27 protein-coding genes and 1 pseudogene are annotated in these 26182 nt (G+C 72.0%); 18 read left to right on the top strand and 10 right to left on the bottom strand.

Features of this window, described 5'->3' with window-relative positions:
- The first annotated feature begins 7 nt into the window (after window positions 1–7).
- The 3 genes from ACLQ23_RS14185 (at window position 8) to ACLQ23_RS14175 (ending at window position 5377) form a co-directional block, all read left to right on the top strand.
- Entirely contained in the window at window positions 8–2278 is a 2271-nt protein-coding gene (locus tag ACLQ23_RS14185; RefSeq protein ID WP_355593693.1) for a [protein-PII] uridylyltransferase, read from the top strand.
- Between the two features lie 372 nt (window positions 2279–2650).
- Window positions 2651–4207: a signal recognition particle protein gene (gene ffh / locus ACLQ23_RS14180; protein WP_355593695.1), complete on the top strand. Its 1557-nt coding sequence runs from the start codon at window positions 2651–2653 to the stop codon at window positions 4205–4207.
- A gap of 90 nt (window positions 4208–4297) precedes the next feature.
- Entirely contained in the window at window positions 4298–5377 is a 1080-nt protein-coding gene (locus ACLQ23_RS14175) for an amidohydrolase family protein (RefSeq protein ID WP_355593697.1), read from the top strand.
- Window positions 5378–5527: 150 nt separating this feature from the next.
- On the opposite strand, the gene ACLQ23_RS14170 is transcribed toward ACLQ23_RS14175, so the two are convergent.
- Window positions 5528–6130 carry a TetR family transcriptional regulator gene (locus tag ACLQ23_RS14170; RefSeq protein ID WP_425735898.1) on the bottom strand — a complete coding sequence of 201 codons (603 nt, stop codon included), beginning with the start codon at window positions 6128–6130 and terminating at the stop codon, window positions 5528–5530.
- Between the two features lie 183 nt (window positions 6131–6313).
- On the opposite strand from ACLQ23_RS14170, the gene proS reads away from it, so the two are divergent.
- The 12 genes from proS to ACLQ23_RS14110 all read left to right on the top strand — a co-directional run bounded on the left by proS (window position 6314) and on the right by ACLQ23_RS14110 (window position 14597).
- The gene (gene proS / locus ACLQ23_RS14165; RefSeq protein WP_425735899.1) at window positions 6314–7720 is read left to right on the top strand and encodes a proline--tRNA ligase; all 1407 of its coding nucleotides are present in this window, start codon (window positions 6314–6316) and stop codon (window positions 7718–7720) included.
- A gap of 75 nt (window positions 7721–7795) precedes the next feature.
- A complete protein-coding gene (locus ACLQ23_RS14160) occupies window positions 7796–8443 on the top strand; it encodes a DUF402 domain-containing protein (protein WP_355593703.1) in 648 nt (215 codons plus the stop codon).
- A 230-nt stretch (window positions 8444–8673) separates the two neighbouring features.
- Window positions 8674–9159, top strand: coding sequence for a 30S ribosomal protein S16 (rpsP, locus tag ACLQ23_RS14155; RefSeq protein WP_425880718.1), 486 nt, complete (start codon window positions 8674–8676; stop codon window positions 9157–9159).
- A gap of 1 nt (window position 9160) precedes the next feature.
- The gene (locus ACLQ23_RS14150; protein ID WP_053652449.1) at window positions 9161–9394 is read left to right on the top strand and encodes an RNA-binding protein; all 234 of its coding nucleotides are present in this window, start codon (window positions 9161–9163) and stop codon (window positions 9392–9394) included.
- The gene (gene rimM, locus ACLQ23_RS14145) at window positions 9394–9951 is read left to right on the top strand and encodes a ribosome maturation factor RimM (protein WP_355593707.1); all 558 of its coding nucleotides are present in this window, start codon (window positions 9394–9396) and stop codon (window positions 9949–9951) included. Before ACLQ23_RS14150 ends, rimM begins: the two co-directional genes overlap by 1 nt.
- Before the next feature lie 13 nt (window positions 9952–9964).
- Entirely contained in the window at window positions 9965–10738 is a 774-nt protein-coding gene (gene trmD, locus ACLQ23_RS14140) for a tRNA (guanosine(37)-N1)-methyltransferase TrmD (protein ID WP_355593709.1), read from the top strand.
- A 143-nt stretch (window positions 10739–10881) separates the two neighbouring features.
- Window positions 10882–11238 carry a 50S ribosomal protein L19 gene (gene rplS / locus ACLQ23_RS14135; RefSeq protein ID WP_053652452.1) on the top strand — a complete coding sequence of 119 codons (357 nt, stop codon included), beginning with the start codon at window positions 10882–10884 and terminating at the stop codon, window positions 11236–11238.
- 180 nt (window positions 11239–11418) lie between these two features.
- Window positions 11419–12288 carry a signal peptidase I gene (lepB, locus tag ACLQ23_RS14130; protein WP_355593711.1) on the top strand — a complete coding sequence of 290 codons (870 nt, stop codon included), beginning with the start codon at window positions 11419–11421 and terminating at the stop codon, window positions 12286–12288.
- A 10-nt stretch (window positions 12289–12298) separates the two neighbouring features.
- Window positions 12299–12934 (top strand): signal peptidase I, encoded by a 636-nt coding sequence (gene lepB / locus ACLQ23_RS14125; RefSeq protein WP_355593713.1) that lies wholly within the window; start codon window positions 12299–12301, stop codon window positions 12932–12934.
- Window positions 12935–12982: 48 nt separating this feature from the next.
- Complete coding sequence (locus tag ACLQ23_RS14120; RefSeq protein WP_355593715.1) at window positions 12983–13471, top strand: NUDIX hydrolase; 489 nt, start codon at window positions 12983–12985, stop codon at window positions 13469–13471.
- The gene (locus tag ACLQ23_RS14115; RefSeq protein WP_355593717.1) at window positions 13465–14277 is read left to right on the top strand and encodes a ribonuclease HII; all 813 of its coding nucleotides are present in this window, start codon (window positions 13465–13467) and stop codon (window positions 14275–14277) included. The genes ACLQ23_RS14120 and ACLQ23_RS14115 overlap by 7 nt, the downstream gene beginning before the upstream one ends.
- Window positions 14274–14597, top strand: a complete 324-nt coding sequence (locus ACLQ23_RS14110; protein ID WP_007075222.1) for a DUF2469 domain-containing protein — start codon at window positions 14274–14276, stop codon at window positions 14595–14597. Before ACLQ23_RS14115 ends, ACLQ23_RS14110 begins: the two co-directional genes overlap by 4 nt.
- A gap of 49 nt (window positions 14598–14646) precedes the next feature.
- Here ACLQ23_RS14110 and ACLQ23_RS14105 read toward each other — a convergent pair whose 3' ends face one another.
- Together ACLQ23_RS14105 and ACLQ23_RS14100 are read right to left on the bottom strand one after the other, a co-directional pair.
- A complete protein-coding gene (locus ACLQ23_RS14105) occupies window positions 14647–15774 on the bottom strand; it encodes a sulfite oxidase (RefSeq protein ID WP_425880717.1) in 1128 nt (375 codons plus the stop codon).
- Between the two features lie 178 nt (window positions 15775–15952).
- Complete coding sequence (locus ACLQ23_RS14100; protein WP_355593780.1) at window positions 15953–16153, bottom strand: hypothetical protein; 201 nt, start codon at window positions 16151–16153, stop codon at window positions 15953–15955.
- Between ACLQ23_RS14100 and ACLQ23_RS14095 the strand changes: the two are divergent.
- Window positions 16134–16565 (top strand): annotated as a pseudogene (locus ACLQ23_RS14095) (murein hydrolase activator EnvC family protein); the annotation flags it as partial. The gene ACLQ23_RS14100 and the pseudogene ACLQ23_RS14095 overlap by 20 nt on opposite strands.
- Before the next feature lie 93 nt (window positions 16566–16658).
- On the opposite strand, the gene ACLQ23_RS14090 reads toward ACLQ23_RS14095, so the two are convergent.
- Window positions 16659–17045 (bottom strand): nuclear transport factor 2 family protein, encoded by a 387-nt coding sequence (locus ACLQ23_RS14090; protein WP_425880716.1) that lies wholly within the window; start codon window positions 17043–17045, stop codon window positions 16659–16661.
- 80 nt (window positions 17046–17125) lie between these two features.
- On the opposite strand from ACLQ23_RS14090, the gene ACLQ23_RS14085 reads away from it, so the two are divergent.
- On the top strand, window positions 17126–17893 hold the full coding sequence (locus ACLQ23_RS14085; RefSeq protein WP_355593723.1) for a helix-turn-helix domain-containing protein: 768 nt from the start codon (window positions 17126–17128) through the stop codon (window positions 17891–17893).
- A gap of 55 nt (window positions 17894–17948) precedes the next feature.
- On the opposite strand, the gene ACLQ23_RS14080 is transcribed toward ACLQ23_RS14085, so the two are convergent.
- The 6 genes from ACLQ23_RS14080 to ACLQ23_RS14055 form a co-directional block, all read right to left on the bottom strand.
- The gene (locus ACLQ23_RS14080; RefSeq protein ID WP_425880715.1) at window positions 17949–19130 is read right to left on the bottom strand and encodes an aminotransferase class V-fold PLP-dependent enzyme; all 1182 of its coding nucleotides are present in this window, start codon (window positions 19128–19130) and stop codon (window positions 17949–17951) included.
- Window positions 19131–19174: 44 nt separating this feature from the next.
- A complete protein-coding gene (locus tag ACLQ23_RS14075; RefSeq protein ID WP_355593727.1) occupies window positions 19175–20164 on the bottom strand; it encodes a tyrosine recombinase XerC in 990 nt (329 codons plus the stop codon).
- 223 nt (window positions 20165–20387) lie between these two features.
- Window positions 20388–21122 (bottom strand): VOC family protein, encoded by a 735-nt coding sequence (locus tag ACLQ23_RS14070; RefSeq protein ID WP_425735904.1) that lies wholly within the window; start codon window positions 21120–21122, stop codon window positions 20388–20390.
- A 39-nt stretch (window positions 21123–21161) separates the two neighbouring features.
- A complete protein-coding gene (gene dprA, locus ACLQ23_RS14065; protein ID WP_355593731.1) occupies window positions 21162–22388 on the bottom strand; it encodes a DNA-processing protein DprA in 1227 nt (408 codons plus the stop codon).
- Complete coding sequence (locus ACLQ23_RS14060) at window positions 22385–23905, bottom strand: YifB family Mg chelatase-like AAA ATPase (protein ID WP_355593733.1); 1521 nt, start codon at window positions 23903–23905, stop codon at window positions 22385–22387. The genes dprA and ACLQ23_RS14060 overlap by 4 nt, the downstream gene beginning before the upstream one ends.
- A gap of 39 nt (window positions 23906–23944) precedes the next feature.
- Window positions 23945–24304 carry a YraN family protein gene (locus tag ACLQ23_RS14055; protein WP_355593735.1) on the bottom strand — a complete coding sequence of 120 codons (360 nt, stop codon included), beginning with the start codon at window positions 24302–24304 and terminating at the stop codon, window positions 23945–23947.
- Between the two features lie 210 nt (window positions 24305–24514).
- On the opposite strand from ACLQ23_RS14055, the gene ACLQ23_RS14050 reads away from it, so the two are divergent.
- Entirely contained in the window at window positions 24515–25795 is a 1281-nt protein-coding gene (locus ACLQ23_RS14050) for a hypothetical protein (protein ID WP_425735906.1), read from the top strand.
- Window positions 25796–26182: the final 387 nt, after the last annotated feature.

Genomic DNA, 26182 nt, shown 5'->3' with positions numbered 1-26182 from the left:
GACAGACATGACCTCGTTGATCAAGGGGAACGCGTCAGCGGCCGACGGTGGCGCGAACCTCTTGATCAACGAGGTCGTCGGCGTACTGGGGGGCATCGGCGAGCCCGCCCGCCAGGCGCGAGCAGCGGCGTACGACGACTTCCTGCGCGGTCTACTTCCTCCGCGGGACGGTGTCGCGCTGATCGCTGTGGGCGGGCTGGGCCGGCGGCAGTGCGCCCCGTACGGCGATCTCGACCTGGTCCTGCTGCACGCCGGCGTGCCCGGCACCGACGAACTGGCCGCCTCGGTCTGGTACCCGATCTGGGACGCCGGCCTGCGCCTGGACCACTCGGTGCGGACCGTCTCCGAAGCTCTCTCGGTGGCCCAGGACGACGTCAAGGTCGCCCTCGGGCTGCTCGACGCCCGGCTGGTGGCCGGGGACCCGGCGCTGGCCGACGCGCTTGTCAGCACCGCCGCCGACCACTGGCGGCGCACCGCCGTCCGCCAACTGGTCGGCCTGCGGGAGGTCACCACCGCCCGCTGGCAGGCCCACGGCGAACTCGCCTTCCTGCTGGAAGGTGACCTCAAGGAGGCCGCCGGCGGGCTCCGCGACGTGGGGCTGCTGCGGGCGATCTCCGCCGCCGGCATCACCGACGCGCTGCGACCCGCCGTCCGCGCCGCCCACCTGCGCCTGCTGGACACCCGGGACGCCCTGCACCAGCAGGTCGGCCGCCGGGTGGACCGGCTGGTCGCCCAGGAACGCGACGGCGTCGCCGCGCTCCTCGCACTCGACGACGGCGACGCGCTCCTGCGCCGGGTGGCCGGGGACGCCCGCACTGTCAGCCACGCCCTGGACGACGCCTTCCGCGCCGCCGACCGGCTGCGCTCCGGCCGCGCCCGGGGCGGCAACGGTCGGCCCGTCCGCCGCCCGGTGGCCCGCGACGTGGTCGAGCACGACGGCGAGCTGGTGCTGGCCCGCACGGCGATCGGCGCACGCCCCGACCCGAGCCTGTCCCTGCGGGTGGCAGCCGCGGCAGCCGCGACCCGGCTGCCGATCGCCCGAGCCACCTGCGAGTGGCTGGCCGCGTACTGCCCGCCGCTGCCCGCGCCGTGGCCGGCCGAGGCCCGGGCCGCGCTCACCACCCTCCTCGGCGCCGGTCCCGGCCTCGTGCCCGCCTGGGAAACCTGCGACAGGTACGGCCTTGTCGACGGCTGGCTGCCCGAGTGGACGAGGCTGCGCAGCCTGCCCCAGCACAACCCTGTGCACCGCTACACCCTCGACCGGCACCTCGTGCAGACCGCCCACGAGGCCAGCCACCACGCCCGCGACGTGGAACGCCCCGACCTGCTGCTGCTCGGCGCGCTCCTGCACGACATCGGCAAGGGCCTCCCCGGCGACCACAGCACCGTCGGCGTGCCGGTCGCCGAGGCGGTGGCGACAAGGATCGGCCTGCCCGCAGCCGAGGTCGACCTGATCGGCCGGCTGGTCCGGCTGCACCTGCTGCTGCCCGACGTGGCCACCCGCCGGGATCTCTCCGACCCGGTCACCATCGGGTCAGTGGCCGAGGCGGTTGGCGACACCGGCACCCTCGACCTGCTGCACGCGCTGGTCCGCGCGGACGCGGCGGCCACCGGCCCCGCCGCCTGGTCGGACTGGAAGGGCAGGCTCGTCGCCGAGTTGGTCGCCCGCGTCCGCACCGCACTGGACACCGGCGTACTCCCCGAACCCCCGGCCCCGGACCCGGCGCTGCTGGACGGGCCGCTGCCGGTCGTCCACCTGACCGGCGACCGGGTGGCGGTGGCCGCGGCCGACCGGCGCGGCCTCCTCGCCACGGTGGCCGGGTGCCTGGCCCTGCACCGGCTGGAAGTGATCTCCGCGGACGCCTCCGTGGTCGACGGCCGGGCCCTTGTCGAGTGCCGGGTGCAACCCCGCTACGGCCTGCCGGCCGATCCGGTACCGCTGCGCGCCGACCTGCGCCGGGCGGTCGGCGGCGACGTGTCGGTCACCCAGCGGCTACGCGGTCGTGCGCTCGCAGCCCGGGGTGGTGGCGCGGATCCCCGGGTCGTCTGGCACCGCGAGGCGGCCACCGACGCCGTACTGCTCGAACTCCGCGCCGCCGACGCCGCCGGGCTGCTCTACCGGGTCACCTGCGCGCTCGACGAGGCGGGCGCGCTGGTCCGCGCCGCCCGCATCTCCACGCTCGGCGGCGACGTGGTCGACGCCTTCTACCTGGTCGGCGGCTGGCCCGACGACGCCACCCGGGCCCGCCTGGAAGCCGCGGTCCTCGCCGCCGTGTAGCCCTCGTCCGGTCCTGGCTGCCGTGGCTCCCGCCTGGTCCTGGCTGCCGTGGCTCCCGCCTGGTCCTGGCTGCCGTGCTCGCGCCCGGTCCTGCCGTGTGGTGAGCGTGATACCTCACAGTCATATTGATACCTCTGCGTCATCACGCTCGCAACGGAGTCCAGCACCGAGGCGGGCCCAGGCCGTGGCCGCTCAACCCACCACCGTCGGGAGCGCAGGCGGGTGGGCGAGGGCCCGCCCGCGTGGGGCCGGCGAGGCAGGCCGGGCCGGGCGACAGCGGCCGTGCGGTGGGCCGGTTACCCTAGCGGTGGCCGGACTCCGCAGTGCCGGCCGGGTTGTGCCCGCCGGAACACTGACAAACGGGATGTTCGCGTGTTTGACACCTTGAGTGACCGCCTGTCCGGGATCTTCACCAAGCTCCGCGGCAAGGGCCGGCTCACCGACGCCGACATCGACGCCACCGCGCGCGAGATCCGCCTTGCGCTGCTGGAGGCGGACGTCGCGCTGCCGGTGGTCAAGGGTTTCATCGCGGCCGTCAAGGAGCGTGCCCGCAGCTCAGAGGTCTCCCAGGCGCTGAACCCGGCCCAACAGATCATCAAGATCGTCAACGAAGAGCTGATCAACGTGCTCGGTGGCGAGGGGCGACGGCTCCAGTTCGCCAAGCAGCCGCCAACCGTGATCATGCTGGCCGGTCTCCAGGGTTCCGGTAAGACCACACTGGCCGGCAAGCTCGCCCGCTGGCTCAAGAGCCAGGGGCACCAGCCGCTGCTGGTCGCCGCCGACCTCCAGCGCCCCAACGCCGTCGGGCAGCTCCAGGTGCTCGGTGGCCGGGCCGGCGTCGAGGTGTACGCCCCGGAGCCCGGCAACGGCACCGGCGACCCGGTGCAGGTGGCCCGCGCGTCGATCGAGCACGCGAAGCGGGCGGCGCGCGACATCGTCATCGTCGACACCGCCGGTCGACTCGGCATCGACGCCGAGATGATGCAGCAGGCCGCCGACATCCGTGACGCCGTCCAGCCTGACGAGGTCATCTTCGTCATCGACGCGATGGTCGGTCAGGACGCCGTCCGCACCGCCGAGGCGTTCCGCGACGGCGTCGGCATCACCGGTGTGGTGCTGTCCAAGCTCGACGGTGACGCGCGTGGTGGTGCCGCGCTGTCCGTGCGCGAGGTGACCGGGCAGCCGATCCTGTTCGCCTCCACTGGTGAAAAGCTTGAGGACTTCGACGTCTTCCACCCCGACCGGATGGCCAGCCGCATCCTCGGCATGGGCGACGTCCTCACTCTGATCGAGCAGGCCGAGCAGGCCTTCGACTCGGATCAGAAGGAGAAGATGACCGCCAAGCTTGTCGGCGGCGAGCAGTTCACCCTTGATGACTTCCTCGACCAGCTCATCGCCGTACGGCGGATGGGGCCGATCGCCAACGTGCTGGCCATGATGCCCGGCATGGGGCAGATGAAGGACCAGCTGGCCGAGCTGGACGACAGCCACTTCGACCGGGTCACCGCGATCATCCGGTCGATGACCCCGGGCGAGCGCTCCAACCCGAAGATCATCAACGGGTCCCGCCGTGCGCGCATCGCCAACGGCTCCGGCGTCACAGTGATGGACGTCAACCAGCTGCTCAACCGCTTCGCCGACGCGCAGAAGATGATGAAGCAGATGGGCGGCATGATGGGCCTGCCCGGCGCCGGCCGGCGCAAGGCCACCAAGTCGCCGAAGAACAAGCGCAAGGGCACCAAGGGCGGCGGTCGTCCGCGTACCGGTGCAGGGATGCCGGGTGGCTTCCCGGGCGGCATGCCGCAGCTCCCGCCGGGGATGGACCCGAACGACCTCGCGGGTGGTCAGGGCCTCCCGCCCGGCTTCAAGCTTCCGAAGATCGACTTCAACAAGCTCGGCAAGGGCGGCGGCGACAAGGGCCCCCGCTGAGCCTGTCGGTGACGGCGGGCGGCGGTGTCGACCGCCCGGAAGAACGACCTGCTCGCCCTCGATGTGCGCTGATCGGGTAGGACTGTGCCCATGGCTCTTCATGTGCGCGGTGTGCTGCTCCCCGACGACGAGGTCCGGGATCTCTGGCTGGTCGACGACCAGGTGACCTTCACCCCGGTGTCCGGCGCGGAGACCGTCGTGGACGGTGGGTTCGTTCTCCCCGGCCTCGTCGACGCGCACTGCCACATCGGCATCGCGCGCGGCGGCACCCCGATCACCTCCCTCGACCAGGCCCGCACGTTGGCCCGCACCGACCGGGACGCCGGCGTGCTGGCCATTCGCGACGCGGGCTCGCCGTACCCGTACGCCGAGTTGGGCGACGAACCGGACCTGCCGCGACTGGCCCGCGCCGGCCGGCACGTCGCGCCGCCGAAGCGCTACCTGCGCGACATCGGGGTGGAGGTCGGCGCGCCCGACGTGGCCGCGACGGTCGCCGAGCAGGCGCGGGCCGGCAACGGCTGGGTCAAACTGGTGGGCGACTGGATCGACCGGGGCGTGGGTGACCTGGCGCCGGCCTGGGACGCCGACACCCTCACCGCCGCCGTGCGGGCCGCCCACGACGCCGGGGTACGCGCCGCGGTGCACACCTTCTCCGAATCCGCCGTCGAGATCATGGTGCGGGCCGGAGTGGACTCGGTGGAGCACGGCACCGGGCTGAGCCTCGACCTGATCGACGAGATGGCCCGCAGAGGCACCGCGCTCGTGCCCACGATGATCAACATCGCCACCTTCGGGGGCATCGCCGACCAGGCGCGGGACAAATTCCCCCAGTACGCCGATCACATGCTCTCGTTGCGCGACCGCTTCCCCGAGGTGGTGCGGGCGGCCCACGAGGCGGGCGTGCCGATCTACGTCGGTACCGACGCCGGCGGCGGCATCGACCACGGACTCGCCGCCGAGGAGATGTTGCTGCTGCACGAGCAGGCCGGAATGCCGGCGCTTGACGTACTCGCCGCCGCCTCCTGGGGCGCCCGGGAATGGCTCGGCTTCCCCGGGCTGGTCGAAGGCGGCCTCGCCGACCTGACCGTCTACCCCGAGGATCCTCGCCGCGACCTGCGCGTCGTCCGTGCCCCGTCCCGCACGATCCTCCGCGGTCGCGTCATCCGCTGACCCCACGCGCCCACGCGTTGTCTGTCGTGCCGCAAGATCACGCATGATCCTGGATGTAGTGGTATCGCACGACGTCGAAGCCACTACATCCAGGATCGAGCGCGATCTTGACCGGGCGGGGGCAGGGGTGAGGGGGGCGGGGCTGCGGGGTCACGGGTAGGGGCGGGCGGCGGCGGCGAAGAGGCGTACGGCCAGGTTGGTCAGGGCTGTGGCGGTCTGGTCGATCGCGTTGGCGGGGAGCACGATGTGGCTCACCACGAGCCGGACGATCGTGTCGGCGGCGAAGGTCAGCGCGGCCCGGTCCGCCCCGGGCAGTTGCCCGTCGGCCCACTCGATAAGCGCTCCGGACGCCTCGCCGAGCACCACCTCGGCCCGGGTGGTGAGGTACGGCAGCAGTTCGTCCGAGCCTCCCCGGGAGCTGGTCAGGATCGCCTTGACCAGTGGGTTGTCCGCAGCCGTGGCGAGGGTGTGCGAGATCGCCGCGTACGCGCCGGCCCGAACGTCGTCACCGTGCGCGACGAGTGCGGCCCGGACGTCGCCGACGAACCTGTCTACCTCACGTCGGGCGAGCGCCTCGGCCAGCCCGGCCTTGCTGCCGAACTCGTTGTAGACGGTCTGCCGGCTCACCCCGGCCGCGGTGGCCACCCCGCCCATCCGTACCGCATCCCAGCCGGAGGCGATGGTCCGCGCCCGCGCCGCGTCCACGATCGTGTCCCGCAGCCGCTGGCGCGGTGAATGCGTCGATTCAGTCATGATGATCGAAGTCTACGGTCGCGCCAACACATCAGCCCAGCGTCGCCGTAGCCGGACACAGCTGTAGCGAAGCGCAGATGGAAGCGGCGCTGCCGTTCAAAGGTGCTGGCGGAGCACCGGTCGGCGTGGCGTGGCGCCTCCCGGGCGCGGTGGCTCACCGTGCGGCGCATAGGATGTGCGGTCATGGCACGCGTGCTCACTCCCCGTGCGGAGGACTTCCCCCGCTGGTACCAGGACCTGATCGCCAAGGCGAAGCTGGCCGACAACGGCCCGGTCCGCGGGACCATGGTCATCCGACCGGCCGGCTACGCCATCTGGGAGCGGATGCAGGCCGAGATGGACGCCCGAATCAAGGCGGCCGGGGCGGAGAACGCGTACTTCCCTCTCTTCATCCCCGAGAGCTACCTCAAGCGTGAGGCACAGCACGTCGAGGGCTTCTCGCCGGAGTTGGCGGTGGTCACCCACGGTGGCGGCAAGCAGCTCGCCGAGCCGGTGGTGGTGCGCCCCACCAGCGAGACGGTGATCGGCGAGTTCATGGCCAAGTGGATCGACTCGTACCGGGACCTGCCGCTGCTGCTCAACCAGTGGGCGAACGTGGTCCGGTGGGAGCTGCGCCCGCGGATCTTCCTGCGTACCAGCGAGTTCCTGTGGCAGGAGGGGCACACCGCCCACGCCACCCGCGAGGACGCTCGGGCGTACGCGCGGCGGATCCTGCACGAGGCGTACGAGGACCTGATGGTCAACGTGCTCGCCATCCCGGTGGTGGTGGGTCTGAAGACCACCCGGGAGCGGTTTGCCGGTGCGACGGCGACGTACACCTGCGAAGGCATGATGGGCGACGGCAAGGCGCTTCAGTTGGGCACCAGCCACGAGCTGGGCCAGAACTTCGCCAAGGCGTTCGACATCAGCTACTCCGCCAAGGAAGGTGGCCGGGAGCACGCCTGGACGACCTCGTGGGGCACGTCGACGCGGATGCTCGGTGGCCTGATCATGGCCCACGGCGACGACAACGGTCTGCGGGTGCCGCCGCGGCTGGCCCCGATCCAGGCGTACGTCATGATCGTCAAGGATGGCGAAGGTGTCGGCGAGGCGGCGGCCAAGCTGCGCGACGCCCTGCGCGACGCCGGTGTCCGAGTCGCGCTCGACGACCGGACCGACACCGCGTTCGGCCGCCGGGCGGTCGACGCCGAGCTGCGGGGCTATCCGGTACGCGTCGAGGTCGGCCCCCGTGACCTGGCCGCGGGCAACGCGGTAGTGGTGCGCCGTACCGACGGATCGAAGTCCCCGACGCCGGTAGCCGACGTGGTCGCCGCGGTGCTGGCGGCGCTGGAGACCGACCAGCAGGCGCTGCACGACCAGGCGCTTGCCAACCGGAACTCCCGCACGGTGGAGGTGGCCACCCTCGCCGAGGCGATCGAGGCCGCCGCGACCGGCTGGGCCCGGGTGCCGTGGTCGGCGGTCGGCGTGGCAGGTGAGGCGGAGGCCAACGGCCAGGGCGTCACGGTGCGCTGCCTGGTACGCGCCGACGGCTCGGTGCCGGACTCGGAGGACGAGCCGGACCTGGTCGCCATCCTCGCCCGAGCCTACTGAGGTGTAAGGAAGGGCCCCCTACTAACGCCTGCGGTAGAGGAAGGGCCCCCTGCTAACAGCTCCGGAGGTTTTGCCGTGCGCTTCGCGCCGGGTCGGCTGATCATGCACCGGAACGTGCGCCACGGCCGGATCGGATGGGTCCGGCCGGGCCGGGTGGTAAGCGACGACGAGCGGGGTCTGCTGCTCTGGATCGCCCGGGACTCCCCGGTGGCCCACGAGGTGACCGAGGCCGGGCTGGGGATGCGGGCCGTGCCGTTCGCCGAGTGGATCTCGTCGACGTACCGGCTGGCGCACGGCCGCTGGAACGGCCCGCCGCTGTTGAAGTTCCTGCCCACCGGGGCGGCGCACTCCGTCTGGTGGTTCTGGGACGCCCACGGCCGGTTCGTCAACTGGTACGTCAATCTGGAGGAGCCCGGCGTGCGCTGGGACGACGGCCCGGTGGCCGGGGTCGACGTGGTGGACCAGGACCTCGACGTGGTGGTGTGGGCGGACCGCAGCTGGGAGTGGAAGGACGAGGGCGAGTTCGTCGAGCGGCTCGCCTTCGGCGACGACTACTGGGTGACCGACGAGAAGGCGGTCCGCGCCGAGGGCGAACGGGTGATCGCGCTCGCCGAGGCCGGCAAATTCCCGTTCGACGGCACCTGGTGCGACTACCAGCCCTCGCCGGAATGGGACGTACCGGATGAACTGCCCCCGGGGTGGGACCGCCCGCCGGTGCGCTGAGGCGGTGTTCCTGGTCACCGGTGACCCGCTGTACGGGTCCGGTGTGAGCGATCGGCGACGGATCTGGCAGAATAGGTCGCTGGTATCCGGCGCGCGTCCGGCGCCCTCTAACCCGGGCGCGTCGCCAGTCCACCGAGTTGTCTCCGGCCCAACCCCACTGTGCCGGTCGGCGCTCACCCATGCACACCGCCCGCACGGGCCGGTGAGATCGCAACAGGAGCGAAACAACTGTGGCCGTAAAGATCCGGCTCCTGCGGATGGGCAAGATCCGCAACCCGCAGTACCGCATCGTCATCGCCGACTCGCGTACCAAGCGTGACGGTCGTGCGATCGAGTTCGTCGGTGTGTACCAGCCGAAGGAAGACCCTTCGGTGATCGAGGTCAAGTCGGAGCGGGTCCAGTACTGGCTGTCCGTCGGCGCCCAGCCGAGCGAGGCGGTGCAGCGGCTGCTGGAGCTGACCGGTGACTGGCAGAAGTTCAAGGGCCTGCCGGCCCCGCCGCCGCTGCTTGTCGCCCCCGAGAAGGCCGACCGCAAGGCTGCGTACGAGGCCGAGTCGAAGGCCGCTGCCGGTCTGACCCCGGAGACCCCGGCCAAGCCGGCGAAGAAGGCCGCCAAGGCTGCCGAGGCTCCGAAGACCGAGGCGCCCGCCGCCGAGGCTCCGGCTGCCGAGGCTCCGGCCGAGGCCCCCGCCGCCGACGCTGGTGAGCAGGCCTGACATGCCTCTGCGTCCGGCGTTGGAGCACCTGGTCAAGGGCATCGTCGAGCACCCGGATGACGTCCGGGTGCGGATGGTCGATTCCCGTCGGGGCAAGCGGCTCGAAGTCCGCGTCCACCCCGAGGACCTCGGCACTGTGATCGGGCGGTCCGGTCGGACCGCCAAGGCGCTGCGCCAGGTGATCGGCTCCATCGGCGGGCGCGGGGTACGCGTCGACATCGTCGACTCGTACTGATGCAGCTCGTCGTCGGAAGGATCGGCAAGCCGCACGGCGTCCGCGGTGAGGTCACCGTGGAAGTGCGGACCGACGAGCCCGAAGCACGGTTCGCCCCCGGCACAGTGATGAACACTGAGCCGGGGGCGGTTCCGCCGCCCGAGTCGGCGGACGGGCCCGGGGTGTTGTTCCGGGTTCCGGCCAAGTTGACCATCGAGGCTGCGCGCTGGCACCAGGGTCGGATGCTCGTCGCGTTCGACGGTGTCCTGGACCGCGACGGTGCCGAGGCGCTGCGCGGCACCCTGCTCGTTGTGGACAGCTCCGAGGTGGCCCCGCCGGAGGATCCGGAGGAGTTCCACGACCACCAGCTCGTCGGGCTGGCCGCCGTCACCCCGTCCGGCGAACGGCTGGGCGAGGTGGTCCGCATCGACCACGCGCCGTCCTCGGACCTGCTGGTGCTGCGGCGTCCCGAGGGGCGTACCGCGCTGATCCCGTTCGTCCGGGCGATAGTGCCGGAGGTCGACCTGGCCGGTGGACGCGTCATCGTCGACCCGCCAGCCGGTCTGCTCGATCTCTAAAGGGCCACCCCGCATGCGCGTCGACGTCGTGTCGATCTTTCCCGAATACTTCGCCCCGCTGGACCTGTCGCTGATCGGGCGGGCCCGTGCCAACGGCGTACTCCAGATCGCCGTGCACGACCTGCGGACCTGGACCCACGACGTGCACCGCACAGTCGACGACACCCCCTACGGTGGCGGGCCGGGAATGGTGATGCGTCCCGAGCCGTGGGGTGCGGCGCTGGACGCGCTCGCGCCCGCCGATGCCCCGCCGCCCCGGCTGCTGGTGCCCTCGCCGGCAGGGGTGCCGTTCACCCAGGCGATGGCGTACGAGCTGGCCGCCGAGTCGCACCTGCTCTTCGCATGCGGGCGGTACGAGGGGATCGACCAGCGGGTGTTGACGCACGCCGCGACCCGGATGCCGGTCACCGAGGTCTCGCTCGGCGACTACGTGCTCTTCGGCGGCGAGGTGGCGGTGCTTGTCGTCCTGGAGGCGGTCACCCGGCTGCTGCCCGGGGTGCTCGGCAACGCCGGCTCGCTCGACGAGGAGTCGCACGCGCACGGGCTGCTGGAGGCGCCGATCTACACGAAGCCGGCGAGTTGGCGGGGCCACGACGTCCCGGAGGTGCTCCGCTCCGGCGACCACGGCCGGATCGCCCGCTGGCGGCGCGAGGAGGCGTTGCTGCGTACCGCCGCCCAGCGTCCGGATCTGCTCGCGGCGTTGCCCGCCGACCAGCTCGACAAACGGGACATCACGGCCCTGGATCGGGCCGGATTTCAGCTGCCGCCGGGAGATGTGGCAAAGTAGGGGGGTTGCCGCATCCGTCCGCGCCCGTGGACGGCTGCGAGGAGCCCCGACCGGGATCGGCCCGCCGACCGCCACCCGGGGTTCAGAATCACCCACCCGCGCACCGAGTGACGGTGCGCCGTGAGCCTTACGAGGACGCAGCGATGAACATCCTGGACGCCCTTGACGCCCAGTCGAAGCGGACCGACCTTCCCGACTTCCGTGCCGGTGACACCGTCAAGGTGCACGCGCGGGTCGTCGAGGGCAACCGGTCCCGTGTCCAGATCTTCCAGGGCGTCGTGATCCGCCGCCAGGGTGACGGTCTGCGCGAGACCTTCTCGGTCCGCAAGATCAGCTTCGGTGTCGGCGTCGAGCGGACCTACCCGATCAACGGTCCGGGCATCGACCGGATCGAGGTCGTGACCCGCGGTGCCGTGCGTCGCGCCAAGCTCTACTACCTGCGCGAGCTGCGCGGCAAGAAGGCCAAGATCAAGGAGAAGCGCGAGAAGCAGCCCAGCTGACCTCCGCTCGCCACGCCGCCTGAACTGCGCGTATGCCGTACCGACCGGACCGCACTACCCTGGTCGTACGGGCGCAGTCAGGCGGCGGCCCCGCCCTAGCGGCGGGCAGCCGTCCACAACCGCCCGGGAGCCTCGTCGAGGCTCCACGGGCGGTTGTGTTTCTGTGGACCGGGGAGTGGCGTGGTGCAGACGCTTGACGAGGACGGCGCCGTCGATCCGTGGCGCAGGCGGGCCCGCCGCAGCCGCCGTCAGATGCCCCTGTGGCAGGAGCTTCCACTGCTGCTTGTGGTCGCGTTCTGCCTCGCGGTGCTGATCCGCACGTTCCTGCTCCAGGCGTTCTTCATCCCGTCCGGGTCGATGGAGGACACCCTCCTCATCGGCGACCGGGTGCTTGTCAACAAGGTCGTCTACGACACGCGTGACCCGGTGCGCGGTGAGGTCGTCGTGTTCCGGGGCACCGACCGCTGGGCGCCGCAGGTCGACGAGCAGCCCGACCCGGGCTTCACCGGAAAGATCGCCCGTACGGTCGGCGACCTGGTCGGGGTGAGCCGCCCCGGCGAGAAGGACTTCATCAAGCGGGTCATCGGCCTGCCCGGCGACCGGGTCAAGTGCTGCGACAGCCAGGGCCGGGTCACCGTCAACGGCACCCCGCTGGACGAGCCGTACGTGGTGCGGGACTCCCCGCTGGATCTGCCACCCAACCCGGGGGAGTGCCGCTCGCGGCGCTTCGACGAGGTGGTCGTACCGCCGGGTCAGATCTTCGTGATGGGTGACCATCGGCTGGTCTCCCAGGACGCGCGCTGCCAGGGCCCGGTGCCGATCGACAACGTCGTCGGCCGTGCCTTCATGGTGGTGTGGCCGTCGTCGCGCTGGAGCGCTCTGCCGGTGCCGTCGACGTTCGACGACGTGTCCGGGCCGACCGTCGCCTCCACGCAGGCGCCTCCGGTCCGTCCCACGCAACAGGGTGGTGTGGTGCTGATTCTCCCGCTGGTGGCCGCGCTGGGGCGTTCCCGCGCGTTCCGGACGGTGACGTCCGGTCCGGCAACGTAGGCTCCTTGGCGTGATTGACGAGCAGACCGACAAGCCGCGCAGCTCCTTCTGGAAGGAACTGCCGATCCTGCTGGGTGTGGCGATCCTGGTCGCGGTGCTGGTCCGCGCCTTCGTGCTGCAGACCTTCTTCATCCCCTCCCCGTCCATGGAGAACACACTCAAGATCGATGACCGGGTGCTGGTCAACAAACTGGTCTACGACTTCCGGTCACCGCACCGCGGTGAGGTCGTCGTGTTCAAGGCCCCCACGGCGTGGAGCGGCAACCCCGACGGTGAGGACTTCATCAAGCGGGTGATCGGCGTCGGCGGCGACCACGTGGTCTGCTGCGACCCCCAGGAACGACTGGTGATCAACGGCAAGCCGCTCGACGAGCCGTACATCTTCTCGATGGAGGGGGTCCGCGACAAGCCGGCCGACCAGGAGTTCGACATCACCGTGCCGAAGGGGCGGCTGTGGGTGATGGGCGACCACCGGTCGGCCTCGGGTGACTCGCTGGAGCACTGGCAGCAGTCCGGGCAGGACATCACGGAGGCCACCATCCCCGAGGATGACGTGGTCGGTCGGGCGTTCACTGTGTTCTGGCCGGTCAACAGGGCCACCTGGTTGACAGTGCCGGATCAGTACGACGGCATCCCCAAGCCGTAACCGACACCGGGCGTGGGCGATCGGTCGCCGGTCTGGCAGTCTGGTGCGGTGACCGCCTACACCCTTCGACGCGCGGCCCGCGTGCTGCTCGTCGACGCGGCCGGCCGGGTGCTGCTCTTCCACGGCTTCGACCCGGCCCGCCAGGGGCACGACTACTGGTTCACCCCCGGTGGCGGGCTGGCCCCGGAGGAGTCGCCGGCGGCCGGCGCGGCCCGGGAGTTGGCCGAGGAGACCGGCCTGCGGCTGACCCCGTCCGACCTGGGCGAGCCGGTCTGGTCCGACGACATCGAGTTCCCGTTCGACGGCACCTGGTACCGCCAACATCAGGACTTCTTCCTGCACCGGGTGTCGTCGTGGCAGGTGGACACCGCGGGCTTCGACGACGTCGAGCGGCGCAGCATCGCCGAGCACCGCTGGTGGCCGCCGGCCGAGTTGGCGGCCAGCGACGAGCGGTACTACCCGGCCGAGTTGCCCGCTCTGCTGAGTCGCCTGCTGCAACCGACTGCCGGAGCAGGCCGGGGGGAGGCGTCGTGCTGACACCGCCGCGGACCGTCGTGCGCCGCGAGGCCGGCCTGTACGCCCTGGAGCGGGCCCTGCAGAGGCGCGGCTTCCGGCAGGTGGCCGGCGCCGACGAGGCCGGGCGGGGAGCGTGCGCCGGCCCGCTTGTCGCCGCCGCGGCGGTGCTGCCCGAGGGCCGGCGTGGCGAGATCGACGGGCTTGCCGATTCCAAGCTGCTCACCCCCGCCAGCCGGGAACGGGTGTACGCCGAGGTAGTGGACCGTGCGCTGGCGTACGCCGTGGTGATCATCCCGGCCGAGGAGGTCGACGCCAGAGGGCTGCACGTGTGCAACCTGGCGGCGATGCGTCGGGCGCTGGCCTCGCTCACCACCCGACCCGAGTACGTCCTGACCGACGGCTTCGGCGTGGACGGCCTGGGCGTACCGGGGCTGGCAGTGTGGAAGGGCGACCGGGTGGCGGCGTGCGTGGCGGCGGCAAGCGTGCTCGCGAAGGTCACCCGAGATCGGATCATGGTGGAGATGGACGAGGTGTTCCCGGCGTACGGTTTCGCCGAGCACAAGGGCTACATCACCCCGGAGCACAGCGCGGCGCTGCGGGAGCACGGGCCGTGCCGCGAGCACAGGTTCTCGTACGTCAATGTCGCAGCCGTCTCCGGCCGCGACGGTCGGCCGCCGCGCGCTCGGCGGCCCGTGGGCCCGGCCTCGGACGAGCCGATGGGGCGCTCCTGGGCGTCAGGGGGTACCGTCGGCGTGGCGTTGGGCGAGCAGCCTCGGCCTCCGGCGCCGGTGGGGGAAGATGTGGCCATGGAAGGCGGAGTGCGATGAGCGCGGAAGATCTCGAAAAGTACGAGACCGAGATGGAGCTGCAGCTCTACCGGGAGTACCGCGACATTGTCCGCCAGTTCTCCTACGTGGTGGAGACGGAGCGCCGGTTCTACCTGGCGAACCAGGTCGACCTGCACGTGCGTAACTCCGACGGCGAGGTCTACTTCGAGGTCGAGATGCACGACGCCTGGGTGTGGGACATGTACCGTCCTGCCCGCTTCGTCAAGAACGTCCGGGTGATGACGTTCAAGGACGTCAACGTCGAAGAGTTGGAGAAGCCCGACATCTCGCTGCCTGCCGACTCCGGCTTCGGGGGCTGACCCACTCGGCCGCACCACGGGCCCCCACCCGTGGCGCAGTCTTAGCCGGTCACTCGGCCGGCACCACGACCTCGACGCGCTGCACCAGGTTGTTGGCGAAACCGCCACGGTTCCACGGCTGCTCGACCGGCTGGGTACGCCCCGACGCGTCGGTAGCCCGTGCGCTGAGCACGTACCGGCCCGGCGTCGCCGTCCACTCGTGCCGCCACCGCCGCCAGGCGAATTCCCCGCCCGCTGCCGGGTCCAGCTCGGCCGGCACCCAGGTCGCCCCGCCGTCGACAGTCACCTCCACCGACACCACAGGCGCGTGCCCCGACCAGGCCCGACCGTCCAGGGTGCACGGTCCCGGCCGCACCACCCGGCGCCGCGACATGAAGTCGGGGAAACCAGGCGGGCGCACCAGCGCGCGAGGCTCGATCCGGGTGACAGGCACGCCCGGGTCGTCGGCGTCGCGGCGCACCCGGTAGGCCACCGCGTTCTGGTAGCCCTCGAACGGCTCCGTCCGGACCTCGACCGACCGTAGCCACTTCACGTGCGCCATGCCGTACCAGCCCGGCACGATGAGCCGCAGCGGCGCGCCGTGCTGCGGCAGCAGGGGAGCGCCGTTCATCTCGTACGCCAGCAGCACCTCCTCGCGCAGCGCGTCGGCGACCGGCAGGCCCCGCTGGTAGTCCTGCTCCACCCCACGCTCGACACCGTGATCCGCGCCGGTGAATACCACGTCCACAGCGTCCGGCCCGAGACCCGCCTCGCGCAGCAGCGGCGCCAGCGGTGTCCCGGTCCACTCGGCGTTGCCGACCGCCTCGACCAGCCAGGGCTGGCTCACCGGCCGGGGATGCAACAGCGCCCGACCGTTACCGGCGCACTCCAGGGTGACCTGGTGCGTGACCCGGGGCCGCTCGCGCAGCTCCGCCAGGGTGACGGCCAACGGCCGGTCCACCGCGCCACCGACGGTCAGCACGTGATCGGCAGGATCCACGTCCGGGATGTCGTAGTGGATCAGCAGGTAGTGCAGCCCGGCCGGCGTGACGTCGTAGCGCAGCGCCTCCAGCGGGATGCCGTGGTTGCGCGTGGCAAGCTGCAACTCCTCGGCACTGATCGCCTCGTCCGGCTCGGCGAGTCGGGACGGGTCACTCACGTCGGCCACCGTCGGCGTCCGGTCATCGACAGTGGTCATGCGGCCTCCCCGGTCCGTACGGCGGCACCCGCCGCACGCGGCCCAGCCTAGGCCCCCCGACGACGTGGGCAGCGTCCACCAACCCGGACATAGCAGATCATCGACGTCGTCGGGTGGTCGTCCACAGGTGCTCCCGTCGTCCACAGATCGGTCGGCCGGGCTGGCGGATCACCCAGCCTCAACCGCAGGCTGCCGTCATGCGACAGCCATCCGCCCCGTGCGTCGGCTCGATCCGCCGCATCGCCCTGCTCTGCACCGCGTTGCCGCTCGCGCTGACCGCCCAGCTCTGCGGGCTGGCCGTGCTGGTCGCGGCGGTGCCCGGCCAATCACCGGCGCCGGCCGTGCCGCTCGCGGTGGCGATGGCGGCCCCGGTGGACACCGGCCCTCAGCGGTTCCGTTGGCCTGTCGACGGGCCACCTCGTCCGGTGCGTCGCTTCGATCCGCCGCCCCGGCCGTGGCTTCCCGGACATCGAGGTGTCGATCTGGCCGCCCCGGCCAAAGCGGTGGTCCGCAGCGCCGGTTCGGGCACCGTGCTCTTCGCCGGTATGGTGGCCGGCCGCCCGGTGATCACCGTGGGGCATGCCGACGGGCTGCGGAGCACCTACGAACCGGTCCAACCGGCCGTACGCCCCGGCCAGCCGGTCGCCGCCGGTGCGCCTCTGGGTGAGCTGCTCCCCGGGCACCTGGGTTGCCCAGCCGCAGCGTGCCTGCACTGGGGGTTGCGCCGGGGCACGGAATATCTGGACCCGCTGGCACTGCTCGGCCTCGGCCGGGTGCGGCTGCTTCCGCTCGGCGCTGTTATCCAACCTGCCGTTCCGGGCAGCCGGGCACACCAGCGTCCTGGGCTGGCCGCCCCCGGTCAGATCATGGGCTGGCTGCCCCGGTCAGTGAGAAGCAGATTCCCACCACGTCACATTGGCGGCAGCGTGGGCCACCGGCTCGATGATCTCCCAGGCCTCTGCGATGGACCCGTCGGCGATACGGAGGAGGTCGACGACCACGATCTCCGGTCCGCCGTCGGGTAGCCGGCGTCGCGAGTGCACAACGACGTGGTCACCGTCGGCCAGCAGGTGAAGGATGTCGACCTGCATGCCGGCGGTCGGGCCCAACGCGGCGCGGACAGCGGCGAGCCATTCCGCCCTGGTCGAGGTCGAATCCGGCCGGTGGTGGACGAAGTCGTCGCTGAGGAACGAGGCGAGCGTGTTGACGTCGCCCGTCTCGACCAGCCCCGCCAACGCACGCTTGACGATGCTCTTGTTCTCGGTGGTCATGGGCCCAAGTGTTTCCCCGGCCCGTCCGACTGTCGATGAACTCGCACTTCATGGCATCCGGCGCGACGATGAGTACGCTCATGATCGTGTATACGGTCGGGGAACTCCTGCGGCAGTGGCGGCGGCGCCGGGGGATCAGCCAACTCGACCTGGCGATCGCCGCGGACGTCTCGGCTCGTCACGTCAGCCTGGTCGAGACCGGTAAGTCCACGCCGAGCGCGGCCATGATCCTCCGGCTTGCCGATCAGCTCCACGTGCCGCTGCGTGACCGCAACCGGCTTCTGCTCGCCGCAGGCTTCGCGCCCCGGTACGCGGAGCGTCCGCTCGACGACACCGCCCTGTCGGCTGCCCTCGACGCGGTCCGCAGGGTCCTCCAGGCGCACGAGCCTTATCCGGCGCTGGTCTTCGACCGCAGGTGGAACATCGTGATGACCAACCGCGCGGTCGACCCGTTCTTCGCGCACGTCGCTCCGGATCTGTTGCGGCCCCCGGTGAACCTCGTTCGGCTGGGCCTGGACCCGCGCGGGCTCGCGCCCCTGGTCGTCAACCTGGCAGACGTGCGTGCGGTGTTCCGCAGCCGGATCTCGCGCCAACTCGCCGCCGCTCCCGACGCGGAACTCGCCGCACTCTACGAAGAACTGCTGAACCCGCTGCCCGAGGACCCGATGGGCCAACACGTCGACGCCGACGTGGTCATCCCGATGATCCTCCGGATCGGCGGACGAGAGTTGCGGCTGTTCTCGACCATCACCACATTCGGCACCCCGATGGACATCGCTATCGACGAGATCGCTATCGAGTCCTACTATCCGGCAGATCCGGAGAGCGCCACCTACTTCACGCGGTAGCGCCCGGCTTCACGGGCAGTGTCCGGCTTCACGGGTAGCGCCCGGTGGGTGAGGGTCAGCGTTGGGCGAGCAGGGCCGGCAGGCGCACGGCCAGCCGCTCGTACTCGTCGGCCGTGTTGTAGACCTGGCCGGTGAGCCGCAGCCACCCCCTGTTGCTCCAGCTCATCACCGCGACCTCGGTGGCGAGGCGTTCGCTGATCCGCGTCTGCAACGCCCGCGCCGCGTCGATGGTGGTTGCCGTGCCGGCCGGCAGCGGAATGAGGCGCAGGGACACCCCCGGCCCGCCGGGCTCGGGCAGGTCGGCGGGGCGCACTCCCAGAGCGTCCCCCACCACCCGCTGGCCGTACGCGGCGAGCGCGGCATTGTGCGCCCGTACCCGGTCCACGCCGAGACTGCGCATCGTGAACAGACCAGCCGGGGCTGCCAACCAGGAGGTGTAGTCGAGAGTCGCCTGCCACTCGACCCGGGCCGGAAAGCCCGAATCCTGCTCCCAGGAGACCACGAGCGGCTCGATCCGGTCCCGCCACTGGGGTGCCACAGCCAGTACTGCGGTCCCCCGTGGGGCGTACGCCCACTTGTGCATGTTGCCGGCCCAGAAGTCTGCGCCGATGCTGGCCACAGTTGTCGCCAGCATGCCCGGGGCGTGCGCGGCGTCCACCAGGACCGGCACGCCATGTTCGCGGGCAACCCCGACGATGGCGGCGGTCGGGAAGAGCTTGGCCGTGGCCGAGGTGAGCTGGTCGACGACGAGCAGCCGGGTACGTCCCGGGCGCAGGCCGGCGCGGATTGTCTGCACGATCTGCTCGTCGGCGGCGTCCAACGGGATCGGCAGGACCCTGCTGACCGCACCGGTGCGCCGGCACTCGCGCTGGATGCCAAGGCTCACCGCCCCGTACCCGTGATCGGTGCTGACCACCTCGTCACCGGGTTGCAGGCCCACCGACTGGAGCACCACGGCGACGCCTGTGGTCGTGTTGCCCACAAGGGCGCTGCCGTCGGGGTCGGCACCCAGGAACCCGGCGAGGTGCCGGCGGGTGTGCGCGATCCGGTCGACGAGCCCCTGGGTGAAGAACCGCAGCGGGTTGGACTCCATCTCGTCGCGCAACCGCTGCTGGGCTCGCTGCACGGCGATCGGTAGGGCGCCGAACGAGCCGTGGTTGAGGTGGCTGACCGCCGGGTCCAGGGAGAAGAGCAGGCGGGCGCCCGGGATCGGCTCAGGAGGCTGCGGGACGCTCACTTGATGATCGTAACCGCCGGGGTCTTTCGTCCTCTGCCCGTTGATCAGGCGCGGGGGTGCGCCTGCCGGTACGCGGCGCGCAGCCGCTCCACCGAGACGTGCGTGTAGATCTGGGTGCTGGCAAGCGACGAGTGGCCGAGCAACTCCTGCACGGCACGCAGGTCCGCACCGCCCTCCAGCAGGTGGGTGGCTGCGGAGTGACGCAGGCCGTGCGGGCTGGTCCGGGGGAGGCCGGCTGCTTCGGCGTACGCGCCGACGACCTGCCGCGCCGTGGTGGGGTTGAGCCGTCCACCCCGCGCGCCGAGCAGCAGCGCGTCACCCGAGTGGTCGCCGACAAGTGCCGGGCGGCCCCGGCGCAGCCAGTCGTCCAGGGCACGCTGCGCCGGCACCCCGTACGGCACCGACCGCTCCCGTCCGCCCTTGCCGAACACCCGGATCACCCGACGTCCGTGGTCGACATCCCCGATGTCCAGGCCGCAGGCCTCACTGATCCGCACGCCGGTGGCGTAGAGCAGTTCCAGCAGAACCCGGTCGCGCAGCGGCACCGCCTCGGCCGCCGCGGTTTCTGTCGGATCCGATGGTGGCCCGGCTGCCGGCGGCGCCGGTCGGGCCGGCGCCTCGACCAGGGCGGCGGCCTGGTCGGCGCGCAGGACGGTGGGCAGCTCCCGGTGCGCGCGAGGGCTGGCCAGTGCGGCACCCACGTCGGAGGGGAGTAGCCCGGCCCGGTGCGCCCATGCGCTGAACGCCCGCGCCGAAGCGGCCCGCCGCGCCAACGAGGTGCGGGCCGCGCCTGTGGTTCGCTGCCGCGCCAACCAGCTGCGCAGCACGGACAGGTCCAGCTCGGCCAGGTCGACGCACCCCATCCGTACGGCGTGGTCGAGCAGCGAGACGAGATCCGTGACGTACGCGCGGACGGTGTGCGCCGAACGGTTACGCACCCGGGACAGGTGCTCGGCGAAGTCGTCGACGGCGTCGCGCAGCGGCGGTGGTAGAGCCTGGTGCATGGCCCGGCTGCCCCGGTCGGTCCGGCTCATCGCGGCCGCACCGACCGAGCCGACCGAGCCGACCGAGCCGACCGAGCCGACCGAGCCGACCGAGCCGACCGAGCCGACCGAGCCGACTGGCACGGCCGTGCCAGTCGCGCGGTCACGCGGGCCCGTCGCTCGGGCCGGGCGTCCTCAGTGACTGCGCACACGGGACCAGCCTACGGTCGAGCCGGACCGTTGTGGCCTCCTGCGTGGCTGACGAGGGTCGGTATCAGGCTGGGGAGAGGAGGCAGAACTCGTTGCCTTCCGGATCGGCGAGGACCGTCCACGGGACGTCCGGGCCCAGGTCGATGACTGTGGCCCCGAGAGCGCGCAATCTGGCCGCCTCGGTTTCCACGTCGTCATCCGGGTACGGGCGGACGTCGAGGTGGACGCGGTTCCAGCCGGTCTTCACGTCAGGCGTGCGGAGGAACTGCAGATACGGGCCGACGTCCTTTGCGGACCGCAGCACGGCGTTGTGGTCGGTCACCTTGTGCACGGTCCAGTCCGTGGCCTTGCCCCAGAACTCGGCCATCGCCCGCGGGTCGGCGCAGTCGACCACGACAGTGGCGATCGGTCCGGTGTCCCGGATCGGGTCGCGCCAGTCCAGCACGCAGAACTCGTTGCCCTCCGGATCGGCAAGGACCGTCCAGGGGACGTCACCCTGGCCTACGTCGGCGGGTGTCGCGCCGAGGTCCATCAGGCGCGTGACCAACTCCGCGTGTTGGGCCGCCGAATCGGTGGCGAGGTCGACGTGCACACGGTTCTTCACCGTCTTGACCTCGGGGTAGCCGACGAGGTCGATGCAGACGGCCGTGGGATCGGGATAGACGAAGCCCGCCGGTTCGAGGTTTGTCACGCCGGGTCCCTCGCTGGACATCTCCCAGCCCAGCGCCGCCGCCCAGAATGCGCCGAGCGCGGAGTGGTCCCGAGCCTTCATGTTGATCTGTACGAGCCGCGTTGCCATGCCGGCGATGGTAGGTGTTCTGGGCCGTGGACAGGGGACCTAGGACGACCTGAGGGCTTCCGTCTCCGTTGGTGCCCGCGTCCCGCGCTTCGGGTTGGCGGGTGGGGCGAGGGCGTAGCCGTCCTCGCGGCGCACCACGAGGGCCAGCTCCTCCAACAGCGACAGTTTGCGCAACGCGGTTCGCAGGTCGACACCGGCGCGGGCAGCGAGGGCGTCCACACCCCGTACGCCTCGGCGGGGCAGCGCCTCCAACAGGGACCGCGCGTCGTCGTCGAGGGTGTCGGCGGGCCGCTGCGGACCTCGGGCGAGCGGGGCGAGGTCGGCGCCGATCCGGCCCACCTCCTCCAGGACGTGTGCCACGCCGGTGACCAGCCGCGCCTTCGGCTGCTCGCGGAGCAGTTCGTGCGCGCCGACGGACATCGCCGAGGTCACCGGCCCGGGGACCACCATCGCCACCCGGCCGGTGTAGATGGCCCGTCGCGCGGTCTGCGTTGCGCCGCTGCGCGCCGACGCCTCGACCACAACGGTGCCGACGGTGCCTCCGGCGATGACCCGGTTGCGGATCAGGAACCGGGGCCGCAGCGGCTCGGCGCCGGGCGGCCACTCGCTGACCAACAGGCCGGTGTCGGCGATCCGGTCGAAGAGCGCGGTGTTGCCGACCGGGTACGGCCGGTCCACCCCGCAGGCCAGCACCGCCACTGTCACACCGCCGGCGTTGAGGGCGCCCCGGTGGGCGGCCGCGTCGATGCCGAACGCCCCACCGGAGACGACAGTCCAGTCCCGCTCGGCCAGCCCGTACCCCAACTCGGTGGCGACGTGCTGCCCGTAACCGGTGGCGGCCCGTGCCCCGACCACTGCCACCGAGCGGTCCAGCGCTTCGCCGAGCGGCCAACCCCCGCGTACCCAGAAGCAGAGTGGTGGGGCGGTCTCGACGTCCACCCGGCGGCCGGCGTCCGGTAGGCGCAGGGTGGCCAGCCCGGCTACCCGGGCAGGCCACTCGTCGTCGTCGGGGGTGACCAGCCGGGCGCCGAGCCGGTCGGCCCGGGCGAGGGCTTCGGCAGCCACCGCCCGCGCGTCGCCGGCCGCCGATCGGGCCGCCACAGTGCTGTTCAGCTGGGCGTCCGGACTGCCGCCGTCGAGCAGCAGGTCCAGCGCCGCCACCGGGCCCAGTCGGTCGACCAGGTGGTACACGGCCCGGGTGCCTGGTTCGGCAAGCCAGGTCAGTGCCACCCGGGCCAGCCTGCGCTCCTCATCGGTGCCGCTCATGCGTGCTCCCCCGTCCGTAGTTGAATCGCCTCCCGTACGTCATCGCGGTCCGGCCGCTCCCGGCCGTCCAGATCCGCGATCGTCCACGCCATCCGGATCACCCGGTCGAAGCCACGCGCCGACAGCGAGCCGGAGTCGAGCCGTTTGCGTAGCTCGGTGGTGGCCTGCGCCGGCAACCGCCACGGCGGCCGGCGCAGGTGCGGGCCTTCCACCTCGGCGTTGAGCCGCCGCCCGAGGACGGCCCAGCGTTTGGCCGCCGCCTGCCGGGCCGCCGCCACCCGGGCGGCGACCGTCGCCGAGGACTCGGCGTCGCCCTCGGCCGCCATCAGCTCCGCGGCCCGCAACGGCATGAGCCGCACCTGCACGTCGATGCGGTCGAGCAGCGGCCCGGAGAGCCGACCCAGGTAGCGGCGACGGGCCAGCGGCGAGCATTCGCAGTACGCGTCGCCTGCCGGTTTCGCGCACGGGCAAGGATTGGCCGCCAACACCAGCTGGGTCCGGGCCGGGTAGACGGTGCCGCCTCCGCTGCGGCTCAACTGCACCTGGCCGCTCTCCAGCGGCTGCCGCAGCGCCTCCAGGGCGCCCTTGCTGAATTCGGGAGCTTCGTCCAGAAACAGCACCCCCCGGTGGGCGAGCGACACCGCCCCGGGACGGGCCAACCCCGAACCACCGCCGACCAGGGACGGGACCGTGGCGGTGTGGTGCGGGGCCTGGAACGGTGGGCGGCGCAGCAGCCGGCCGCCCGGTGGCAGCAGCCCGGCGACCGAGTGCAGCGCCGTCACCTCCAGCGCCTCGTCGTCCTCCAACTCGGGAAGGATCGACGGCAGTCGTTCGGCGAGCATCGTCTTGCCGGCTCCCGGCGGGCCGAGCAGCGCCACGTGGTGCCCGCCTGCGGCGGCTACCTCAAGCGCGCGCCGACCCATCTGCTGCCCGGCGACGTCGGCGAGATCCGGGCCGCCGGTGCTCGGTGCCGGGATGGCCGCCGGGGGGTCGATCAGAGGGCTGCCGTCGCGGACGAAGGCGACCAGCCGGTGCAGTGTGTCCACGGCCCGCACCCGTACGCCGGGGATGACCGCTGCCTCGGTGGCGTTGCCGACGGGGACGATCACCCGGCCGACACCGGCCTTGGCTGCTGCCGCGACCATCGGCAGGACTCCACGCACCGGTCGGACCGTCCCGTCCAGCCCCAGCTCCCCGAGGACCACCACCCCCTCCAGGGGAAGCAGCGGCAGTTCGCCGGAACCGCCCAGCAGCGCGGCGGCGATGGCCAGGTCGAACGCCGAGCCGAACTTCGGCAGCGTGGCCGGCAGCAGGTTCAGCGTGATCCGCCGGTTGGGCCAGCGCTGGCCGGAGTTGACCACAGCGGCGCGGACCCGGTCCCGGGCCTCGTGCAGAGCGGTGTCCGGCAGCCCGGAGATCACCACCGCCGGTAGTCCGGCGGCCAGGTCGGCCTCGACCTCGACGAGGTGGCCGGTGACCCCGACCAGCCCCACGCACAGCACCTTCGCGTAGCTCACGGCACGTCACCGCCGGCCCGGCCCCGGACGGCGCGCATCTCAGAACGCACCCTTGAGGTGGTCGACCTGGGCCGCGCCGGTGTCGGGCAGCCGCACCGAGAGAACGTCGAACCGCACCTCGTCGGCTGTCGTACCGGTCTCGGCCAGCCAGCGCGCGGCGAGTCCGCGCAGCCGGCGGGCCTTGGCCGGCACGACCGCCTCCGCCGGGGTGCCGAAGGCGTCGCCCCGGCGGGTCTTCACCTCGCAGAAGGCGAGGACCGGCCCGTCCCAGGCGATGATGTCGATCTCCCCGTCGGGACAGCGCCAGTTCCGGGCGATGGGCCGCAACCCCGCCTCGGTCAGGTGTCGGGCGGCGCACCGTTCGCCGTACGCGCCGACCGCCTGGTTCCGCTTCGTCATGGGCGGCACGGTGCCTGCCCGGACCCGACCGCCGCGACCCCGAATGCCCGCGCCTGTGGACAACGGGTGTCCTGTGGACAGCCGAACGATCATGCCTGCGGTGTGCTAGGCGAACCTCGATGCGGTGCAGGTGCCCAGGTGAGGTGGGCGACCACTCAACGCGCCGGCCTGGAATGGCGTCGACGCAGCCGGTCGAATACGGTGCCGGACGTGGACGGACGACGGAGTTTTCCCGAAGACCAGGAGCCGCGCTGGTATTCCGACGAGCGCGGTCGCGCCTACGGCGAGTCGGACTGGCGTGGCACGGGTGAGCCGCGGTACCGGGACGACAACGTTCCCGAGCAGCGGGGCGCCGAGAAGGACAGCCTCGGCGAGAGCGAGTCTGGTCGATTCGCTGCCGTACCGGACCGGGTCGGCGAGCCGGACTCCGGGCGTTTCGGCGCTGTGGATGCCGCGCGGTTCGGCACGACCGAGCCGGACTCCGGCCGTTTCGGCGCGGTGAATATCGCGCGTTTCGCCTCGACCGAGCCGGACTCCGGCCGCTTCGGTGCTGTGGAGAACGCCCGGTTCGCCTCGACCGAGCCAGACTCGGGACGCTTCGGTGCCGTCGACGCCCAACCCGGGCGGTTCGGCGCGATCGAGGCCGATTCCGGGCGTACCGCATCGGTCGATCCGCTGGGTGAGACCCGGCCGGATCCGGACGGTTACCGGGCCAGCCGGTCATGGCGGGCGGACCGGGACCCCTCGGAGGTCTCCGGTGAGTTGCCCGGGCGCCGGGCTGCCCGGGATCCTTCCGAGGTCTCCGGTGAGTTGCCCGGACGTCGGGCGAGCCGGGACCCTTCCGAGGTCTCCGGTGAGCTGCCCGGGCGCCGGGCTGCCCGGGACCCTTCGGAGGTCTCCGGCGAGCTACCCGGACGTCGGGTCGCCCGGGAGTCGACCGGGACGGGTTCCCCGCTGGCGGCGGGCACCGACGAGGGCGCACAGGTGACGCCCGCTGCGGATCCGCCGGTCGCCGCGCTCGCCGACAATGCCCGTCCCGCACCGTTCGGCGGGTACCCGATCGTCGAACCGAACCGGGGCGGTGAGCAGCCGCACCCGCTGGAGATGCCGACCGGACCGATGCCGGGGATCGGCCCCCGCCCGGACCTGCCCGCAGTCGAGCCGCCCACGTATCCGCCGGCCACCGATGGCGTGTATCGCACCCGCCGCCCGGCCCTGGCCGTACTCTTCGCCCTGCTGGTGTTGATCTTCGAGGTTCCCGCGGTGCGGGTGCTGCTGGCGGGCGTCACAGGCGATCCCGTGGACGCCGGCAACGTGGTGGTGGGTATCGCCCTGGTCGCCGGGCTGCCGATCTTCGCAACCGGGCTGTACGGGCTGCGAACCGGAGGTTTGGCGCTCTCCGACAGCGGCAGGGGCTGGTTGCGCCCGCCGACTGCCTACCTGACCGTCGGCCTGGTGCTCTTCGTGGCCGCCGCACTCGCCGCGGGCTGATCCGCCCGGCCCGCCGCGCGCTCGACGACCTCCGAGCGGCCGGCCGATCCCCCGCAACCAGGAACTGGGCGACCGGTGATCCCCAAGAACCAGGAAATAGTGGCCTCCGGCGACGCGGAGGCCACTATTTCCATGAAGTAGCGCGATCAAGGGGCCGGGGCGGCGCGTGCACCCGGAGGTTGGGGCTGGGGGCGGCGCTCGCACCCGGAGGTTGGGGGGCGGGGGAGGGGCGTACACTGGTCGACTGGCGACCGCCTTGCGCGGTCGACCTCGCGCGCCCTCTCCACGAATCGTCGCGGAGCGACGGCCTCCCTGGTCCCGATCTTGGTCGGGTCCACCATGGGCCGGCGACCAGGCGCCAGGACGCCCGGTCACCGGCCGGGCGTG

This window comes from Micromonospora sp. DT41, from assembly GCF_049841715.1.
In the GTDB taxonomy this organism is placed as follows: Bacteria; Actinomycetota; Actinomycetes; order Mycobacteriales; family Micromonosporaceae; genus Micromonospora; species Micromonospora profundi.
This window is presented reverse-complemented; position numbering and strand designations above follow the sequence as displayed.